The organism is Acidimicrobiia bacterium (genome assembly GCA_029210695.1).
In the GTDB taxonomy this organism is placed as follows: domain Bacteria; phylum Actinomycetota; class Acidimicrobiia; order Spongiisociales; family JAHEDJ01; genus JAHEDJ01.
In genome coordinates, this window is the sequence record JARGFH010000010.1 from 65803 (window position 1) to 83123 (window position 17321).

21 protein-coding genes are annotated in these 17321 nt (G+C 63.3%); 17 read left to right on the top strand and 4 right to left on the bottom strand.

Annotated elements, in window-relative coordinates:
• Window positions 1–439: 439 nt before the first annotated feature.
• From P1T08_05225 to P1T08_05255, 7 genes are all read left to right on the top strand, one after another.
• The gene (locus P1T08_05225) at window positions 440–919 is read left to right on the top strand and encodes a hypothetical protein (protein ID MDF1595483.1); all 480 of its coding nucleotides are present in this window, start codon (window positions 440–442) and stop codon (window positions 917–919) included.
• A gap of 130 nt (window positions 920–1049) precedes the next feature.
• Window positions 1050–1547, top strand: coding sequence for a hypothetical protein (locus tag P1T08_05230; protein ID MDF1595484.1), 498 nt, complete (start codon window positions 1050–1052; stop codon window positions 1545–1547).
• A 200-nt stretch (window positions 1548–1747) separates the two neighbouring features.
• Window positions 1748–2650 (top strand): haloalkane dehalogenase, encoded by a 903-nt coding sequence (locus P1T08_05235; GenBank protein ID MDF1595485.1) that lies wholly within the window; start codon window positions 1748–1750, stop codon window positions 2648–2650.
• Window positions 2651–2689: 39 nt separating this feature from the next.
• Window positions 2690–3298, top strand: coding sequence for a hypothetical protein (locus P1T08_05240; protein MDF1595486.1), 609 nt, complete (start codon window positions 2690–2692; stop codon window positions 3296–3298).
• 63 nt (window positions 3299–3361) lie between these two features.
• Entirely contained in the window at window positions 3362–3940 is a 579-nt protein-coding gene (locus P1T08_05245; GenBank protein ID MDF1595487.1) for a hypothetical protein, read from the top strand.
• A gap of 9 nt (window positions 3941–3949) precedes the next feature.
• On the top strand, window positions 3950–5272 hold the full coding sequence (locus P1T08_05250) for an SPFH domain-containing protein (protein MDF1595488.1): 1323 nt from the start codon (window positions 3950–3952) through the stop codon (window positions 5270–5272).
• Window positions 5273–5299: 27 nt separating this feature from the next.
• Window positions 5300–6310 carry a MoaD/ThiS family protein gene (locus P1T08_05255; protein MDF1595489.1) on the top strand — a complete coding sequence of 337 codons (1011 nt, stop codon included), beginning with the start codon at window positions 5300–5302 and terminating at the stop codon, window positions 6308–6310.
• A gap of 30 nt (window positions 6311–6340) precedes the next feature.
• Here the strand turns inward: P1T08_05255 and P1T08_05260 are convergent, their stop codons facing one another.
• Together P1T08_05260 and P1T08_05265 are read right to left on the bottom strand one after the other, a co-directional pair.
• Window positions 6341–6721: a CrcB family protein gene (locus P1T08_05260; GenBank protein MDF1595490.1), complete on the bottom strand. Its 381-nt coding sequence runs from the start codon at window positions 6719–6721 to the stop codon at window positions 6341–6343.
• Window positions 6722–6794: 73 nt separating this feature from the next.
• Window positions 6795–7073 carry a hypothetical protein gene (locus P1T08_05265; GenBank protein MDF1595491.1) on the bottom strand — a complete coding sequence of 93 codons (279 nt, stop codon included), beginning with the start codon at window positions 7071–7073 and terminating at the stop codon, window positions 6795–6797.
• Between P1T08_05265 and P1T08_05270 the strand changes: the two genes are divergently transcribed.
• The 6 genes from P1T08_05270 (at window position 7072) to P1T08_05295 (ending at window position 12590) form a co-directional block, all read left to right on the top strand.
• On the top strand, window positions 7072–7818 hold the full coding sequence (locus P1T08_05270; GenBank protein ID MDF1595492.1) for a M28 family metallopeptidase: 747 nt from the start codon (window positions 7072–7074) through the stop codon (window positions 7816–7818). The two genes, P1T08_05265 and P1T08_05270, sit on opposite strands and share 2 nt — an antisense overlap.
• A 66-nt stretch (window positions 7819–7884) precedes the next feature.
• Window positions 7885–8988, top strand: a complete 1104-nt coding sequence (locus P1T08_05275; protein ID MDF1595493.1) for a peptidoglycan DD-metalloendopeptidase family protein — start codon at window positions 7885–7887, stop codon at window positions 8986–8988.
• A 10-nt stretch (window positions 8989–8998) separates the two neighbouring features.
• Window positions 8999–9532: a hypothetical protein gene (locus tag P1T08_05280; protein MDF1595494.1), complete on the top strand. Its 534-nt coding sequence runs from the start codon at window positions 8999–9001 to the stop codon at window positions 9530–9532.
• A 6-nt stretch (window positions 9533–9538) separates the two neighbouring features.
• Window positions 9539–10477, top strand: a complete 939-nt coding sequence (locus tag P1T08_05285; protein ID MDF1595495.1) for an asparaginase — start codon at window positions 9539–9541, stop codon at window positions 10475–10477.
• Window positions 10474–11388: a GNAT family N-acetyltransferase gene (locus P1T08_05290; protein ID MDF1595496.1), complete on the top strand. Its 915-nt coding sequence runs from the start codon at window positions 10474–10476 to the stop codon at window positions 11386–11388. The genes P1T08_05285 and P1T08_05290 overlap by 4 nt, the downstream gene beginning before the upstream one ends.
• On the top strand, window positions 11385–12590 hold the full coding sequence (locus P1T08_05295) for a glycosyltransferase (protein ID MDF1595497.1): 1206 nt from the start codon (window positions 11385–11387) through the stop codon (window positions 12588–12590). Before P1T08_05290 ends, P1T08_05295 begins: the two co-directional genes overlap by 4 nt.
• Window positions 12591–13092: 502 nt before the next feature.
• Here the strand turns inward: P1T08_05295 and P1T08_05300 are convergent.
• Window positions 13093–13821 (bottom strand): hypothetical protein, encoded by a 729-nt coding sequence (locus P1T08_05300; protein MDF1595498.1) that lies wholly within the window; start codon window positions 13819–13821, stop codon window positions 13093–13095.
• Between the two features lie 62 nt (window positions 13822–13883).
• Window positions 13884–14774, bottom strand: coding sequence for a Clp1/GlmU family protein (locus P1T08_05305; protein MDF1595499.1), 891 nt, complete (start codon window positions 14772–14774; stop codon window positions 13884–13886).
• Window positions 14775–14866: 92 nt separating this feature from the next.
• On the opposite strand from P1T08_05305, the gene P1T08_05310 reads away from it, so the two are divergent.
• From P1T08_05310 to P1T08_05325, 4 genes are all read left to right on the top strand, one after another.
• Window positions 14867–15679 (top strand): SAM-dependent chlorinase/fluorinase, encoded by an 813-nt coding sequence (locus tag P1T08_05310; GenBank protein ID MDF1595500.1) that lies wholly within the window; start codon window positions 14867–14869, stop codon window positions 15677–15679.
• Between the two features lie 265 nt (window positions 15680–15944).
• Window positions 15945–16262: a glutaredoxin family protein gene (locus P1T08_05315; GenBank protein MDF1595501.1), complete on the top strand. Its 318-nt coding sequence runs from the start codon at window positions 15945–15947 to the stop codon at window positions 16260–16262.
• A gap of 231 nt (window positions 16263–16493) precedes the next feature.
• On the top strand, window positions 16494–16832 hold the full coding sequence (locus P1T08_05320) for a transposase (GenBank protein MDF1595502.1): 339 nt from the start codon (window positions 16494–16496) through the stop codon (window positions 16830–16832).
• Window positions 16829–17263 (top strand): hypothetical protein, encoded by a 435-nt coding sequence (locus tag P1T08_05325; GenBank protein ID MDF1595503.1) that lies wholly within the window; start codon window positions 16829–16831, stop codon window positions 17261–17263. Before P1T08_05320 ends, P1T08_05325 begins: the two co-directional genes overlap by 4 nt.
• The last annotated feature ends 58 nt before the right edge of the window (window positions 17264–17321 follow it).

Genomic DNA, 17321 nt, shown 5'->3' on the forward strand with positions numbered 1-17321 from the left:
TCTCCCTCTCCAGTGTCCCCTTCGCCATGCCCCAGGGGACCGAATGCCCCGCGCTCGGCGGGGCCCATCAGGCAGACACATGAGTACAGCGTCTGCAACGTTTTTCCAGACATACCACTACATGTAGTGGTCGATGGCTTCTCTGACCACGACATCTGGTGGTGTGTTACTCGAATGTAGTTACACGCGTGGAAGTCGTCAACCACCGGTGCGTGCTATTCCGCGCATGACACGTGGCTTTCTTGTCAAACCGGGAAACGGCGAGCCAAACCTGTCGTCTGGTGTGCCGGGGGAAGCGCTCGACACTGTATCGCAGACACCTTGGGGCGCGAAAACCATGCTCGACCCGGGTTTTCGCGAGCCCTGGTCTGCAGGAGCCGGCCGTATTCGATAAGCTCAGCGGAGCCGTCAGACGTCCGATGAGACAAGGGGTTCGACTGTGAGTTGGCGCGTTGCCCAGGTTCTGGATGGGTTCACCGACTGGCGATGGTTGACTCTTCTTGCCATCGTCACAGTGGTGATCGGACTGGTGGCATCCCTGAGTTGGTCGAGGGGACGGCCAAGTATTGCCGAGATGCCGTCGAGTCTCTTCGCACGTCGGGACTATCCGGTGGAAGTCGTTGAAGATCCGCGACAGGGTCCGCCGGGCGGGCGAGTGGTGCGCCTCGACGAAGTTGCACCCGCCGCGCCGCCTGGTCCCGCTGCGTCGGGCGACTCACTTCCCCGTCTGCCGCTCGCCGATCACGGCGCGGCCGATGCTCCGCCCCTGCCGTATCCGGACCATCCTGTCGTGGTAGTCGACCTGACCGAACTCGAGTCCGAACCGGCGGTCGGTACGGTCCTCGACTTGAGAGACGTCGTCGTCGATCTCACATCTGAAGAGGATTTGGCTTCGTTGCCCGCCGATCCGTGGTCCTGAACTCCAAGGACGGCCATCGGCCGAGATCCGGTCGCGCGGCTTTCTTGCACACGAAATGATCACCCCCTTTGGAGACAATCTCGGATATATTTCGTAGATCGATCGAGGGGTTCACATCCGATCAAACAACATGCGGCAGAGCACGATGGTCGGTCCGTTGCTTGCTGCGCAGTCCGTTGAGTCCGGTGGGGCGGCCGGATGGCTCATCATCGGTGGGGCTCTCGTGGTGCTGACGGTGGGCCTGGTGATGGTCTTCTTCGCTCGCTCGAGTCGCCGGGAAGAGGTCGACGATCGAATCGCGGTGCGCTCTGAAGCTCCCGAAGAGGTGCGCCCGGCACCGGTGGTGCCTCGAGAGCGGCCCCGATCTGGAGCCACGTTCGTCGACCTTCCCCGCCGGCAAAGAACGGGCCATGTTGATATTCGTATCGGGCAGGAGATCCAGGCTCAAGGCAGGAGAAGCCCGATGTCGGCCTTCGACCCTGATGTCGAAGGCGAGCCGCGGGAAACGTTCATCGATCTCCCCACCTCCGGATCGGTCCCCGACCCGGTGATCGACCTCAACGATGAGCTCGTCGATCTCACCGAGAAACGCGAAAAGGCTGCGCCGAAGCGCGACCCGCTGGTGTAATCCGGGTATTGCTCCTCGCCCTGGACGAGGGGCGCCGGGTTGCCAATCGCCGACCCTCGAGTTTCCCTGACGGAACAACGTCGAAAGGGTCGTTTGGCCCGGGAAACCGACCCCGACCGTTCGGTAGGTTGAGCAGGGGGCCTCGGTCGCGGTTGCGACCGGCGGGCTGCGCGCAACGCCGGCGTGTGCAAGGTGTAGAGATGAAGGTTCTCCGTACTCCGGACAAGCGGTTCGAGATGCTTCCCGATTTCCCGTTCGAGCCGCATTACGTGGAGATCCCCAACGAGTGGGGCCCTGCCATTCGAATCCACTCAATCGACGAGGGCCCGGCCGGAGCCCCGTGTGTGGTTCTGATGCACGGAGAGCCAACCTGGTCCTACCTGTTTCGGCATCTGATCCCTCCGATCGTCCGGGCCGGGTACCGGGTGCTTGCTCCCGACCTGGTCGGATTCGGCCGGTCGGACAAGCCAGCTTCGATCGACGACTACTCCTATGAGCGCATGGTCGAGTGGACCGCGGCCTGGTTCGAGGCAGTGAACCCCCGTCGGGTCACGCTCATCGTCCACGATTGGGGCGGTCTGATCGGCCTCCGCGTCGTGGCCAGGGGATCTCGGAGGTTCGCCAGAGTCATCGCGATGAATGCCGGACTTCCGACCGGAACTCAGGTGATGTCGTCTGAGTTTGCGACGTGGCAGCTCATGGCTCACAACATGCCGGTGCTGCCGGTCGGGCAGATCGTGAACGGCGGATGCTTTGTCGATCTGCCCCAGGAGGTGATTGCTGCCTACGACGCGCCGTTTCCCGACGAATCGTTCAAGTCCGGCGCCAGAGCGTTGCCGTCGCTGGTGCCGATCCATCCCGACGATCCCTCTGCTGCTGAGAACCGGGACGCGTGGCGATCGCTTCGCCGGTTCAAGAAGCCGTTCTTGACCGCTTTCAGCGACCTCGACCCCATCAGCAGCGGAACCGAGGAGGTCTTCAAAGCCGCCATTCCCGGGGCTGTGGGTCAACCGCACACCCGCCTTCGTCATTCCGGGCACTTCGTGACGGAGGACCGCACCGAGCGTCTGATCAAGGTGATCGGCCATTTCCTCCGCTCGTGAGAGAGGCGAACGGGCCGTCGATCTGGCACTCTGTAGGCCATGACTGATTCGAACCGGCGGTTCTTCAGGCCGTTCCCTGTCGCGGGAGTGGCGCGGCCGCTCGGTGTTGCTGTTTTGTGGGCATTCGCGGCGGCCATTGTCGGCGGCGCGATCGTAGGCTTGGCCTCGCTGATTGCCGGCGGCGTGTCCGGGATTGGCTGGATGTTCGACCACTCGATCTCGGTCACCCACATGATGGGAGAGGCCCTTCGCATTGCTGCGTGGGTGATTGCTCCGATCGGCATCGCAGTTGCCGTATGGGTGGCGGCGTATGGTTCAACCCAGCAAGGGTCGATGTCGCGTGCTCTAGTGGCCGCTCCTGCCGCATTGGCTCTGGGGGTGGCCCTTTTGTTGTTGAATTCATCCGGTCTGGTTGCGGCGGCCCTGGCGCTCGGATGGGCCCTGGCGGTCCCGTCGACGTCGCCCACCCACATCGCCGCCCGGGCGGTACCCATACTCGTGCTGGCGCTTCTGGTGCCCGGGCTCGATGATCTGTCGGGTTGGGTGATCGTCGCAGTCCTGGTCGCTTCACCGGTCGCCGCCGGAATGGCCATCCTGGTCGCCGATGTGCTGTGGAGGTTGCGGGCGGACGCCGCCGGTGACCTCTGATCGCGAATCGCAGATGCTCACCTGCTGGTAGGTTGGCTGAGGAGATCATCGAGAGGACCGATCATGTTCAGCGTCTACCTATTTGCCACGCTGGTCGGCTGGCCATTCGTTCTGTTTTTTCTCTTCTTCTCCGCCGATGCCGATTTCGATGCTGATCTGGAAGTCGACTTCGATGCGGATGCAGACGTAGACGCCTCCGTCGTCGCCTCGGCCGGATCAGGAGTGGCGGATGCCGTGCTTTCGATCTTCTCTTTCCGGGCACTCGTGTTCTTGTTCGCCTTCTTCGGAGTCACCGGACTGATCTTGCGGGGACTCGGCCTACACGCCATTCCCACGTTCCTACTTGCAGTGAGCATGGGCCTGTTTGCCGGGTATCTCCACTCACGGCTGTACGCATACCTGCGGCGGTCGTCGACGGGTGCACTCACGACCGATGCCGACCTGCGGGGATCCAGGGCGAAGGTCGTCGTTCCGATCTCGGATGACCAGAAAGGTCGGATCGAGGTCGATGTGGACGGCCAACCGGTTTACGTCACCGCGCGGGGGTTCGGAGGGGGATCCTACGAGATCGGCGCGCAGGTGGTTGTGGTCGAGATCGACAATGGAACCGCATTGGTAGGGCAGTTGAACCTGGACGAATAGGAGTGAACCATGGAAGTTGTGTTGACACTGGCGGGCCTGATCGTGGCAGCGGTCGTGGTTGTGCTGCTGGCCATCCGGAGCCTGATCGTCATCTGCCCGCCAAACCGAATAAGTGTGATTTCCGGGCGTTCCAGGCAGGACGGAGAGGGTACCGCCCGCGGGTACCGGATCATCCGGGGTGGGCGCACGATACGAATCCCGTTGCTGGAGAAGGTCGATTGGATGGATCTCAATACGATCGCCATCGAGTTGTCCGTGACGAACGCCTACTCGAAGGGTTCGATCCCGCTCAACGTACAGGCCGTCGGCGATGTGAAGATCTCGAGCAGGGAAGGCGTGCTGGACAACGCAATTGAACGGTTCCTCGGTCGCCCGATCGGATACGTCCAGCAGATCGCCAAAGAGACGCTAGAAGCCAACCTGCGCGGGGTTCTCGCCACTCTCACTCCCGAAGAAGTCAACGAGGATCGGCTCAAGTTCGCCTCCGTCTTGATTGAAGAGGCCGACGACGATATGAGAATCCTGGGTCTGGATCTCGATGTTCTCAAGATCCAGAACGTGACAGACGAAGCCGGGTACCTCGATTCGGTCGGAAGGCGGAGAACGGCTCAGGTCATCAAGGAAGCCCGGGTTGCCGAAGCCGAGCGTCAGGCAGAAGCACAGGAGAGCGAGGCCGACTCCCGCCGGCGGGCGGAGGTCGCCAGGGCCGATGCGGACCTACTGATCGTCGAGCGTGAGAACGCCCTGCGTGTGCGGACGGCCGAACTCGAAGCCGATGCCCTCATCAAGGAGGAGCAGGCCAAAGTGGCCGGTGACAAGGCACGGGCGATCGCTCAACAAGAACTCCAGCACGAGCGAATTGAACTCGAGCGGCGCCGGCTGGAGGCCGACATCGTGGCACCGGCCCGGGCGGAGAAGGAGGCCAAGGAGCTCATCGCCAAAGGTGTAGCCGCCTCGATCATCGAGGACGGCGCTGCACAGATCGACGTGTTCAGGCGCCTGGTCGAGCAGTACCAGTTGGCCGGCGAGGATGCTCAGCAGATCTTCGTTCTGAACATGCTGCCCGACCTGGTCGACAGGATCGTCGGCACAGTCGAGGGCGTGTCCATCGATCGGGTGTCGATCATCGACTCGGGCTCCGGAGAACCGGGTATCCCCGCGGTGATGTCGCAGCTTCCGGCAGCCGTCATCAAGCTAACGGAACAAATCGAAAACGCCACCGGGGTCAACATCCTTTCGAATCTCGGCGGGCCGCGCCGGGCCGGGTCTAGCGCCTCAACCCCGGCGGCCGCGACAGATGATGCCGGAGGCACCGGCGAACCGGTAGCCTGAGGCGGGACAAGAGACACGGAGATATCGATGGCGCGATTGCGCCTGTTTGCCAACCTGCGAGAACTCGCCGGAACATCTGTGGTGGAACTCGAGGCGGATACCGTCGGGGACTTGCTCGAGAAAGCAGCCGAATCCTACGGCCTCGACTTCCGGCGAAGCATGCGACGTGCCCGTGTGTGGGTCAACGGTGAGCCGGCTGTGCCCGAGGACGCCGTCGACGACCAGGATGAAGTTGCCTTGATCCCTCCGGTTTCGGGCGGAGCCGAGACAAGTGTCATCGCCGGCATCGACTTGCACGTGTTTGCCCCCCTGGTCACAGTTGCCGTGCTGATTCTGGCCAACCTCCCTGCCACTCCAGAATGGTTCGTGACTGCGCTCGTCGCCGTCGGAGCCGTATGGGCCGTCGATCTCGTCGATTCGGCGCGAATGGCCGGCGTCGACCTGCAACTCCCTCCGCTGCTGGCGACGATTCTCGTCGGGGCTATCGCGCCGTACGGGATGGCAGACAATACGTCGGGGGTCGTCGGACTCGGCCTGGTCGTGGTCTTCGCCCTCGTCGCAGCCTTTGTTTGGGCGATCGTGGCTCCGCAGGCTCGCGATGTGATGGCGGTCGCCAACACGGCACTGGCTCAGGTGATCGCCGGTACCGGAATCGGATCGTTGGTGCTCACCCGCTTGTCGCCGGACGGGCGCGCACGGGTGGGGGCGTTTCTGGTCATCATCATTCTCTCGGCGGCGGCATGGTGGGCGGCCGGTAGAGGGAAAGGCATCGGGTTCCTCGATCCGTTTGCAGCCGGGGCACTGGCGGCCGTGACGGGAGCGGTGCTGGCTGCCTGGTTGTGGAATCTCGGCATCCTCACCTTTCTGTTCGTCGGGGTCGTCGTGGCGCTCGCCTTGATCGCAGGGCGGGGATTCGGGGCGATGGTGAGGACGGGTGAGGTGTATCTGGTCGACCATCCGCCCGGTTACCTGACTTTGATCGACGGCCCGGCGCTGGCGGCGGCGGCCTTCTACCCGATACTGCAGCTCGTCTTATAGTCGCGAGTCGCGGGTTGCTGGTGGTGGGCCTCACACGGCCAGAGTGCGGCCGATCGCTAGGCCGGCAATGGCGGCGGCCAGGCCGGCAACCACCGCCACCACGACGTTGACGACGCCCGCGCCGATCCGCCCGGTTCCCACCAGATCCATCGATTCGACCATCCATGTGCTGAAGGTGGTGTATCCGCCGAGGAGCCCAACAGTGAGGCCCGTACGCACCGCGCTGTTGTCCGTGACGTGGTCTCCGAAGAACCCGACCAGGATGCCGAGCGCCAGCGCGCCGGTCACGTTGACGGCCATGGTGGCCATCCAGTAGTCCCAACCTTCCCTGCGTCCCAGGAGTGAGCCAACGGCATAGCGGGCCATCGAGCCGATGGCCCCACCGAGACCAACGGCGAAGAAGGTACGCATTGCGGCGGCGAGGATAGCGGCAGTGGGGTGGCGAGGGATACACGCTCGCTCTTGGCCACCGGAGGCGAGACCACTACGTTGACGGGATGCGCCGAGTGTTGTGGCCGATCGTTGCGACCTTCCTGACCGCTTCATGCAGCGGCGGCGGCATAGGATCCTCCGACGCGACGGCGCAGTCCGGGGCATCCACCACCACGACGGCCGTTGTATCGAGCCTCCAGACGACCCCGATCCCATCATCGACCCTGTCGACGGTTTCGACCTTGTCGACGGTTTCGACCTTGTCGACGGTTTCGGCCTTGTCGGCGACCCCCACCACTCCTCTCGACAGAAACGGCGCAGCCGGGCGCATGGAGGATGACCTCGCCGGACTCGTCGCGTTCGGGGTACGCGAAGCGGGGTCGGCCGAGGAAGCCATGGCCGCGGCGTTTCTGAGCGAGTCGCTGGAAAGTGCCGGCGTCATCGTTGAACTGAGGGAGGTTCCGCTTCCCACCGGAAACACCTCACTCAACGTGATCGCACGCTTTGGCACCGGCGATCGGCACGTCCTGCTCGGGGCTCACTACGATTCGAAGCCGCCCTCCCCGGGCGCCGACGACAACGGCAGCGGAACCGTGGTACTGCTCGAGCTGGCGCGGCGCCTGGCCGAATCGCCTCCGCCGGATCAGCGCGTGACCGTGGTCTTCTTCGGAGCCGAAGAAGTTCTCATCGGCTATGAACGCACCGTTCACCATTTCGGCTCGCGGCTGTTGGCCGGGCAAATGGAAGAGAGTGGCGACCTTCCCGACCTCATGGTCTCCGCCGACATGATCGGAGTCGGTTCGCGCATCCTCGCCGCCACCTACCTCGACTCGGATCCGAGGGCCGCCGAGCTCATTGTTGAGGCGGCAGCTGCGCTGGGAATCAGCGTTGTGCGTGACCAGAGGGGTGATATTTCCGATCACGAGGCCTTCGCCCGAGCCGGGGTGCCGTCCGTGTTTCTGTGGCGTCTCGATAACCCCGACTATCACGCGGCGAGTGACCTCGAGGTTCGCACTGGGGTTCTCCTCGAGGATCTGGCGATCCTGGAGGCCTTCCTCGATCTGGCCGGCCATTAGCGACTAGCGACCGCGACCGGCGTACATCCTTCCGGTTCTACCGACCGGAAGGTACCCTGGATACACATGTTGCGCTCTGTGGCAGCGCGAACGCTGCTTGCCCTGCTTCTCCTCGCTTCGCTGCTGCTCAGCGCGGCGCCGGCTGCCTCGATCACGAAGAACGAGGTCGACGAGGCGTGTGCCGAATCACAGACTGCCAAGGCTGTGCTCGACGAGGCGCAAGCGCAGCTGGATGCCGCCACGGCGGCCCATCAGGAGGCCTACTGGCAACGGGACGACATCTCCTACAAGCAACTCGGGTTACGGGCCACCATCGATGATCATGTCGATGAAATCGACGAGATCCGCGTCCGGGTCGTCGAGCGGGCCGTCGACATGTATATGGCGGGCGGGTCGGTGCAACCCGGTATGTTGTTCAATGCCGATTCGGTAGAGGACGTGATCACCGGTCAGGCGTATCTAGACGCCGCCACCAAAGATGACGTCGTTGCTCTCGAACGACTTCAGGCATTGAAGGGGACGCTCGACGGACTCCAGGCGCAGTTCGTGACCCAGAAGGAAGAGCTCGACATCATCGAGGCAGAGCTGGCCGCCATCGCGCAGAGTCAGCTCGAACTGGTCGGACAAGTGACGACTGCGTTCAATGAGCTCGATGGTGAGTGCCGGGCCGCTCGTCAGGAATACGAACGCCAGCTCGCCGTTGAGAGGGCGCTCAAGGCGGCCCGGGCCGGCGGCGGCGGCGGCGGCATCGGAGCCGAGGCAACTCCCGGATTCATCTGCCCGATGCCCGCCCCCGTGTCGTTCATAAACGATTGGGGATTCCCACGCTCGGGCGGAAGGACCCACAAGGGCACGGATGTCTTCGCCGCCTACGGTCACACGGTGGTGGCGGTTGCGAACGGGACCGTCCGGCTCCGCTCCGGCGGATTGGGTGGAACCTCGATCTGGCTCGACTCCGACTACGGAGTGAGCTTCTACTACGCTCACCTCAGTGGATACGCTCCCGGGATCACCGACGGGGTGAGGGTCTCGATCGGTCAAGAGATCGCCTACAACGGTGACACGGGTAACGCCCGCGGTGGCGCCCCGCACGTGCATTTTCAGATTCACCCGGGGGGCAGCTCACGGCCGGCAGTGAACCCGTATCCGACTTTGTCTAGGAATTGTTGAGAGGAGTGAGGTGAACGGAGAGCATCGCAGACGGATCGACAAGATCCTCGACGACGAATTCCTGGCCGGGTTTGAGAGCGCCGATCTCGACTCGATTCGTGAGTTGCGGCAGATGACCGACGAGGTCGAAACGGAGCTTTCTTACTACCGGAGACTCCTACACGGTCGAATGGATCTTCTGGCGTTCGAGCTCCGCCGCCGGTCCGGTGAAGAGACTCGTTCTCTCATCGAGGCCCTCCCTGAGATTCTCGGATCGGGAGAACGGACCGGGCCGCTCGGCCGCGTCCCCGCCATCTTCTCCCCCGACTTACCCGACGAGCGACATCGCCCGGTCGACAAGGTGCTGGGTGATGATTTCCTCACGCGTATGCCGGACCTGAGCGAAGAGGAACTCCATGAGATGCAGGGACTCCTCGCCGAGACCGAGGAGTCGATCTCGGTTCAGCGCCAGAACGTTCAAAAGGTGTTCGACGAGATTCAGGCCGAGATCACCCGTCGATACAAGGACGGCGTGATCGACGGCGTCGATCTTCTCGCCGACTGATCAGGGATGATCGCCAGGGTCGTACGATCGGGGGTCGTTGAGGCAACCCACGATGGCGCGGTAGCGGCCGTTGATCGGCAAGGCGGTTTGCTGGCGGCATCCGGCGAGATCGACAGACGGTTCTTTGCCCGGTCCGCCGTGAAACCGTTCCAGACCTACACGTCCCTTCAGTATGGGGGAGATATGTCCCCCGAACTCGTGGCGGTGGCCACCGCCAGCCACGGCGGCGATCCGGTACATGTCGCCATCACCCGTTCCATCCTGTCCGACGCCGGACTCGACGAGTCCCACCTGCGGTGCCCGCCCGCCTGGCCGCTCTCTCCCGAGGCCGCCCGCCGGGTTGCCGGCGCGCCGGGCCCGCAACGCATCTGGCACAATTGCTCCGGGAAACACGCGGCCATGCTGCGTGCTTGCGCAGCGCGAGGCTGGCCGATCGAGTCGTACCTGGATCCGGAGAGCCCCATTCAGCAAGCCAACTTCGCATTGATCGCCGAGGTTACGGGAGAAGACCCGGGACCGGTCGGAGTGGACGGTTGCGGGGCGCCGGTCTTTCGGGTTTCCACCATCGGTCTGGCGCGGGCGTTTGCCGTTCTCGCCTCCGATTCCCGGCTGGCGGAGATATGGACGGCGATGCACCGATTCCCGATGCTCGCCTCGGGAATCGACGGGGCAGACGCGGCCATCGGCCGGTCGATTGATGCGGCAGCCAAACGCGGTGCCGAAGGCCTCCTCGGAGTCGCCATCCGCAACCAGATGGGCGTGGCGGTGAAGGTGTGGGATGGCGCTAAGCGAGGCGCCGGTGTGGCAATGATCGCCGCTCTCGATCAACTTGGCGCGCTGGTCGGGACGGCGCCCGACCATCTGGCAGAGCTGGCGCGACCGCCCGTGCTGGGCGGCGGCTCACCGGTCGGGCATATGGAACCTACGCTGCAGCTCACTCGATGATCACGCACACGGACTGGACGAGTAGGGGATTCTCACTGGCGCCGGTTGCCAACGCTGTCGGACCGTTCGCCGGGCCCGACTTCCTCGCCACCCTGTGGAACAACACGCAGGCTGAAGGAGAGCAGCTGGTTATCGCCGAGTCCACCGACGCACTGACTGTGCTGACCATCGTGAACGACACCCTCGGATTCGTCGGCCATCGGGATCTTGTCGACTATCGCAGTCCGCTTGGTCCCGGATCCGGCGACCTGATCGGGGAGGTGGTGCGGTCTCTTCCTTCCGGCACCCGGATCGTCCTCGACTCGTTGCCTAGTGAGGCCGCCCATCCGCTGGCGGCCGGCCTCCGCCGGGCGGGCATCGGCGTTGCCCCAACGGTGCACGACGTGGCGGCCGTACTCGCGTTGCCGCCCACCTTTGATGAGTATCTGACCTCGATCGGAAAGAAGGACAGACACGAGTTGCGCAGAAAGCGCCGTCGCTTTGAGATGGAAGAGGGTCCGTTCTCTCTGCAGAGGGCGATCGCTGATGGCACCATCTTCAAGCGATTCGTCGAATTTCATCGTCGTTCTGAAGGCGAGAAAGGCAGATTCATGACGCCCGGTATGGAGCAGCTCTTCTCAGCGTTGCTCGAGTTGCCCGGCTGGGGGGTAGACGCGCTATTGACCGGTACCGGTGAGGTCGCCGCAGCTGCGTTCGGGTATGCAGACGAAGACGGCTACTACCTCTACAACTCTGCGTTCGATCCTGCTCTGCGCCAGGTCGCCCCTGGACAGGTGTTGCTCGGCGCGATGATCGAGCAGGCGATCGGATCAGGGCACAGGATCTTCGACTTCCTGAAAGGCAACGAGGCATACAAGTTCCGGCTCGGCGCAGTCGAGCGGCCGCTCCTTGAAATTGCGGTGGTCACGTGATCTCGAAGGTCGCCTTCCTGAGCTTTCATACCTGTCCTCTGGTCCCGCCCGGATCGGGTGACGCGGGTGGCATGAACGTCTACATCAACGAACTGGCCTCGATGATGGTGTCGCGAGGAGTCGAAGTAGACGTGTTCACCCGGCGGACCGGTGTCGAAGACCTGGGCATCGTGGAGGCTCCCGGTGGCTACCGGGTGGTGCACGTCACCGCCGGGCCGCTCGAGCCGCTTCCGAAGCTGGCCGGGGCTCTCCACCTGTCGACGTTCGCGGCGGCCGTCGCCGATTTCGGAGTCGCCTACGATCTCGTACATTCCCACTACTGGTTATCCGGTTGGGCGGGGTTGATCCTCAAACGCCGCCTCGGGATTCCGCTGGCCAACTCATTCCATACCCTTGGAAGGGTGAAAGATGCGACGAGGCGCGCGGATGAACCACCGGAGAGTCTCCTACGGATCGCCGCCGAACACGATGTGCTGGCCGGCTCGGATTGCGTGATTGCATCAACGCCGATCGAAGCTGAAGACCTCCTCGCTCATTACGGCGCGGATCCGACCCGTTTGTGCATCTCGCCACCCGGGGTCAATCACGACATCTTCGCTCCTGGTGACCGGCGTGAGCGGCGCGCAGAACTGGACCTTCCGCGCGATACGCCGGTCGTGTTGTTTGTGGGACGGGTACAGCCGCTCAAGGGCATCGATGTGGCCGTCGATGCGTTCGCCCGGATCCGACATCAGCATCCCGAGGCGAGATTGGTGGTCGTTGGGGGGCCGAGCGGGACACAGGGTCAATCCGAGTTCCGCCTGGTGCGGGCATCGGTTGAGGAAGCCGGCCTGGCCGGGAGCGTGGACTTCCGCGACCCGGTCGGGCATCCGGCTCTGGCCGGTTATTACCAGGCGGCCGATGTTCTCCTGGTTCCATCGCGAAGCGAATCGTTTGGACTCGTGGCGGTCGAGGCGCAGGCGTGTGGGCTCCCGGTGGTTGCCGCCAACGTCGGCGGACTCGCCTACGCGGTCGCAGACGGCGAGTCGGGCTACCTCATCGACGGTTGGAACCCGGCCGATTACGCCGCTGCGATCAACACGGTCCTGGACGATCGGGAGTTGGCCCTGCGGCTCTCCAAAGGTGGGATAGAACACGCCGACCTGTTCTCGTGGGAGGCGACGGCCAACCGGTTTTTCGAGCTCTACGACGGCATCCTCTGATCTCCGCCGGCCGGTCTCGACTTCTGGTGACGGGCGATGGGCAACAGGCCCAAGTTGCCGCTAGATAACGGCCGTGTCCTGGTCGCTCGTCGCGCCGAGATTGCGCGAAAAATCTGCTTCAGAAACTTGTCGACAGGGGCTTGTGCACAAGCCCCTGTGGAAACCTGTGGATTCTGTGGATAACCAGGGTTTGTCCCGTCGATTAGCAGCGAATAGAAGCAGGTAGCACTAACCACATGGTTCGGGAATGCGAAAAACGCCACTCGCAGTGGGGTTGACGGGGGGCAGAATCACTCGTAGTTTCGGAGTGCAAAGCCCAAGGTGCTACGGCCGTGGTGCGACCTGTCAGGGGAAGTGCGGGGAGCGTCCGGTCGGGTTCCTTGGGCTTTGTGTTTTCTAGTCGCGAGTCGCGGGTTTCCAGTCGCGGGTAGCGGGTTTCTAGTCGCGAGTTGCGGGTTTCTAGTCGCGGGTCGCGAGTCCCTCCAGTCGGCAAGGGCGCGGCTCAGACGACGCAGAAGATCCGTGAGGTCGGTGCGAGGATCATGCCCTCTGTACACGGGTAGACGACCCGCTGATGGATGGACAGGTGCCCGGCGGAGACCGTCGCATCGGCGAAGAACGGAGTCGGTGCGGCGCTGGCCGTTCTGGGTTGCGTCGTAGAAGTCGTCGGGGGTGCCGTCGTTGTGGTTGTCGCCGCAGGTGGCGGTGCGGTGGTAGTCGTGGTGGCTCCGGGTCCAGTGGTGGTGGTCGTGGTCGGTGGTGCCGTCGTTGTCGTTGTCGGTGGACTCACCAACCCGTCCGGGCCGAGCATGAACACCACGGTGATGTAGAGGTTGCCGTCGGGAGCTCGATCGGCTCCGATTCCAATGTAATTGTAGTTGCCGAGGATGTTCGCCCGATGACCCGACGAATCCATGAAGGCACTGTGGAGACGATCGACGTTGGGTCCCACACCGACGTTTTCTCCCAGTGAGGACCAACCGGAGGTCACGCCGGCCAGATTGGGGTTGTGCGAGATTTCGCCGGCACCGATCATCACCGCGGTCCATGCCCGGGCGTCGTCCGTGAGGTCCCAGTAGACCTGGAGGGTGTTCTGGCCGTTGGCTACTCGCTCCGCGTTGATCAGTGCGACCATCGAGGACTCGTCTGAGGAAGCGGCGCCGGCAATGCCCGCCGATCCTACAACAGCTACCGCCAGAAGCAGCCATGCAATGAATATCCGTCGAAACATGATTCGGTTCTCCGCCTGTGTCCCGTTAGGTATCGGCAGGATTCAGGAGGACTTGACCGCTATCAGTGGTCGAAACCGAACATAACCTCACGGAGGTTTACGCGCTGAACGCGGTGGTCTAGCGGGTCGACTCGAAGGGAGCCGAGGCGGAGTCCTTGCATCCCCTCACCACAGTTAGTGATTACCCGCAGCACATCTTCCTCGTATTGGAGGGCACCGAGTCCGAGGCAGCGCCCTTCTCCGTCCTGCACGCCGACCAGCATGCCGTCGAGCCTGGCGAAATCAAGGCCGGCTGAGATAGTGGGCGCAAAGACGGTTGGACGGACGCGCCACCGCTCGAGCGGAGCTTTGAAGGCCTTGGCGAACGCCTGCTGCCGGCGTTCGGAGAGCACCTCCGGTGACACCGGAACGACATCGGGGTGGACGGGCAGTGTCTCGACCCTGGCGGCGAAGAACCGGCGTAGCATCCCGACGATCGGTTCCATTTCGGCGCCACGCTGTAGTGCCACAACGAGCTCCGGCCGGCACAGCTCCATCTTGTGGTATTTGAGGGTCTGACCGACCACGCCGGAGACCGCTCCGGTGGTATCGATGACGACGAGATTTGCCGAGCGGCGAGCAACGTCCACCAGTGTGGCTGTGGCGAGGACCTGTTGGAGAACCATTCGTTCGGGGCTCGTTGATCCAACGAAGCGGAGGTCATCAGCTGTGGACAGATCGGCCAGGTCTTCGGCGGTGTTGACCAACCGGAGCCCAACACAGGCGGGCGGTCCGACGGTGCTCTGGCCAACGTCGGCGTCCACATAGCCGATCGATCGGCCGGCCCGGATGCCTTCGCTCATGATCTGATGGGCAAGCGTCGTCTTCCCGGTATCCGGTGCACCGACAAGCATCACTACGCCACCGGTCTCGGCAATGTCTGCTGCGAGTTGGGCATGAAGCTGTTCCGACACAACGACATGGTACTTGGCCACTCGGCGCATGAATCATTGCCTATTGCCTATTGCCTATTGCCGTACGCGGCGTCCCCTCTAGGCTTCGGCCGATGTCCGAACCTCTCCCCATCTCCTTTCTCTCCGATTTCGGACTCGACGATGAGTTCGTCGGGATTGTCCATGGCGTCATCGCCCGCATCGCACCGCAGGTACGCGTGATCGACGTCAGCCATGGCGTACCGCGCGGCGACGTCAGGTCCGGTGCGCTGTCCCTGATGCGAGCCATCCAATACCTGCCGGAGGGCGTAGCGCTGGCCGTCGTCGATCCGGGCGTTGGGACTGAACGAAGGGCCATCGCCGCGGAGACCCGGTGGGGCTACTTCGTCGGGCCGGACAACGGGTTATTGTCGCCGGCTGCGGCGATGGTCGGTGGGTCGTTGAGGGCGGTCACCATCGAGAATCCCGAACTCGTCCTGCCTTCTTCGGGAGCGACGTTTGATGGTCGCGATCGGTTCGCTCCGGCTGCGGCCGTGCTGGCTTCGGGACAGGCGACGCTGGATGAGCTCGGACCTGCGGTGCACCCCGATGACATCATGCCGATGATGCTGCCGCTTCCCAAGGTGGGCGATACGGCAGTCGAAGGAGAGGCGTGGTGGGTCGACGCCTTCGGCAACGTCCAACTCAATGCCGGCCCGGACGAACTCCGGCAGATCGGCGTCTCCGTTGGGGAGACAGTCGATGTGGTCGTTGGTCCGCTCAAGCGCAGCGCCACCTGGGTTCGGTCCTACGGCGACGTTGCCGAAGGTGCGCCGCTCCTCCACGTCGACTCGACGGGGATGCTGGCGCTGGCGGTTCGTGGTGGCAGCGCTGCCGATTTCTTCGTGCTGCGGTCGGGCAGCCGGGTCATGCTCAGGAAGCCATGATCTGACTGATCTGCACAACGGCAGCGATCAGGATGATGGCGAGCAGCACGATGATGGCGATGGTGGTTCCGGGGCGCATCGGAGGTGCAGCATACCTTCGACGCGTTGAGACCTCCCCGAAGGGAGGTCTCAACCAGAAGGGCCACTCCAACTTCCGCCGCAGGGGCGGGCTGGGAGGCTTTCCTCTTACAACTTCGGACGTGAACGTGCCCTTGGTTGTAGGGTGCGACGGTCGCCGTCGTGGCCCCTCAATCGAGCACCAAAGATGCTCGACGTCGCGAATATCGGTTTCGTAGGTGGGAACTTGAGATCTTTTTTTGTCGATTTCCTGACCAGGCAGCAGTGTGGTCTATGTCGGACCGCCGCGCCAGTCATTTTGCGCGTGGCAGTTATAGCACGTGCGGAGGTGAGTGTACGCGATGTGACGACCGACGACGAGTTGTTCGATCGGTATGAACATCGAATTCCGGTCGTACTCGGCCCTGATGGGCGGGTCCTGGCGGAGGGACAGATCAGCTTCTGGGCGCTGCTGGGCTCCGTCTTGAGGGCGCGCGCCAGGTGGGCAGTGGGCAGTAGGCAGTAGGCAGTAGGGGGGAAGGTCCAGGACATCGTTGGCGGTTTGTAGACCGTCTATGGGGTTCAGGACATCGTTGGTAGTGGGCCGGGGAGGTGGTCGAGGAGTCCGTTGGGGGCTGGCGGGTGGAGGGGTTCGATGTTGCTGGGCGTGATGGGGTAGTCGTGACGTTGGGCGAGTTTGCCGCGTGTCATGATTTGTGGGACAGGTCATTGTTGGGACCTGATCTGAAGGAGAGTCATGTCGAAGCCTCCGTTGAAGTCTGTGGAGGAGAAGACCCGGATTGTGTTGGCTGTTTTGCGTGGTGAGGTCACGATTGCTGCGGCAGCACGTCGTGAAGGGGTATCAGAGACCACGATCGCGAAGTGGCGGGACCGGTTCCTAGATGGTGGCCAGGCGGCGATCGCGGCGGGTGGCCGTGTCGGCGGTTCGAGCCGGGAGCAGCGACTCCAGGCCGACATTGAGGAGCTGACCTCGGCGTTGGGTGAAGCACATGTGGAGCTTCGTTTGTGGCGTAAAGGGGGGGCTCTTTACCCGGCTTCGAGGAGCTCGAAACGGCACGGCGGGACGCCAACATGACGGTCACCCGGTTTTGTCAACGTCTGGGGATTCCTCGTTCGTCGTGGTATCGGTGGCGGGCGACGAGCACCGACACCAAGGGTCCGTGGCCGACACCGGCCCAAGACGCTGTCGAAATCGATGCAAAGGTACTCGCTTCCGATTGGGATGGGTGGGGGCATCGCAAGCTCGCCGAGTTGAAACGGGTCGGCATCGACGAGATCGACCCCGGGCCGGTGTCGGACTCGACCATGTATCGGGTCCTAGCCCGTAATGGGCTGTGTCTACCGGCCAATTACACCCATGAGGTCCGTCTCTTGGCAGGACTCCGTAAAGAGACGTTCATTACCCCACCAACGAGGCGGAACCGGTTGTGGCAGGCCGACTTCTCCGAATACGAAACGTCTGGGGCCGGCACCTGGAATCTGGGTGGTGAACCGCCCTGGGTTTGATGGAGACTCGGTTGTTTGGTTTCCAAGTCATCCGGTAGTGGTCAGTTGAGCGTAGTGA

What these genes read in the sequence shown, in the direction of transcription:
- P1T08_05230 (MDF1595484.1), top strand. Translation starts at nt 1,050, where the DNA reads ATGCGGCAGAGCACGATGGTCGGTCCGTTGCTTGCTGCGCAGTCCGTT.
- P1T08_05235 (MDF1595485.1), top strand. Translation starts at nt 1,748, where the DNA reads ATGAAGGTTCTCCGTACTCCGGACAAGCGGTTCGAGATGCTTCCCGAT.
- P1T08_05285 (MDF1595495.1), top strand. Translation starts at nt 9,539, where the DNA reads ATGATCGCCAGGGTCGTACGATCGGGGGTCGTTGAGGCAACCCACGAT.
- P1T08_05250 (MDF1595488.1), top strand. Translation starts at nt 3,950, where the DNA reads ATGGAAGTTGTGTTGACACTGGCGGGCCTGATCGTGGCAGCGGTCGTG.
- P1T08_05255 (MDF1595489.1), top strand. Translation starts at nt 5,300, where the DNA reads ATGGCGCGATTGCGCCTGTTTGCCAACCTGCGAGAACTCGCCGGAACA.
- P1T08_05240 (MDF1595486.1), top strand. Translation starts at nt 2,690, where the DNA reads ATGACTGATTCGAACCGGCGGTTCTTCAGGCCGTTCCCTGTCGCGGGA.
- P1T08_05275 (MDF1595493.1), top strand. Translation starts at nt 7,885, where the DNA reads ATGTTGCGCTCTGTGGCAGCGCGAACGCTGCTTGCCCTGCTTCTCCTC.
- P1T08_05315 (MDF1595501.1), top strand. Translation starts at nt 15,945, where the DNA reads ATGCTCGACGTCGCGAATATCGGTTTCGTAGGTGGGAACTTGAGATCT.
- P1T08_05310 (MDF1595500.1), top strand. Translation starts at nt 14,867, where the DNA reads ATGTCCGAACCTCTCCCCATCTCCTTTCTCTCCGATTTCGGACTCGAC.
- P1T08_05320 (MDF1595502.1), top strand. Translation starts at nt 16,494, where the DNA reads ATGTCGAAGCCTCCGTTGAAGTCTGTGGAGGAGAAGACCCGGATTGTG.
- P1T08_05270 (MDF1595492.1), top strand. Translation starts at nt 7,072, where the DNA reads ATGGAGGATGACCTCGCCGGACTCGTCGCGTTCGGGGTACGCGAAGCG.
- P1T08_05265 (MDF1595491.1), bottom strand. Translation starts at nt 7,073, where the DNA reads ATGCGCCCGGCTGCGCCGTTTCTGTCGAGAGGAGTGGTGGGGGTCGCC.
- P1T08_05245 (MDF1595487.1), top strand. Translation starts at nt 3,362, where the DNA reads ATGTTCAGCGTCTACCTATTTGCCACGCTGGTCGGCTGGCCATTCGTT.
- P1T08_05325 (MDF1595503.1), top strand. Translation starts at nt 16,829, where the DNA reads ATGACGGTCACCCGGTTTTGTCAACGTCTGGGGATTCCTCGTTCGTCG.
- P1T08_05290 (MDF1595496.1), top strand. Translation starts at nt 10,474, where the DNA reads ATGATCACGCACACGGACTGGACGAGTAGGGGATTCTCACTGGCGCCG.
- P1T08_05260 (MDF1595490.1), bottom strand. Translation starts at nt 6,721, where the DNA reads ATGCGTACCTTCTTCGCCGTTGGTCTCGGTGGGGCCATCGGCTCGATG.
- P1T08_05300 (MDF1595498.1), bottom strand. Translation starts at nt 13,821, where the DNA reads ATGTTTCGACGGATATTCATTGCATGGCTGCTTCTGGCGGTAGCTGTT.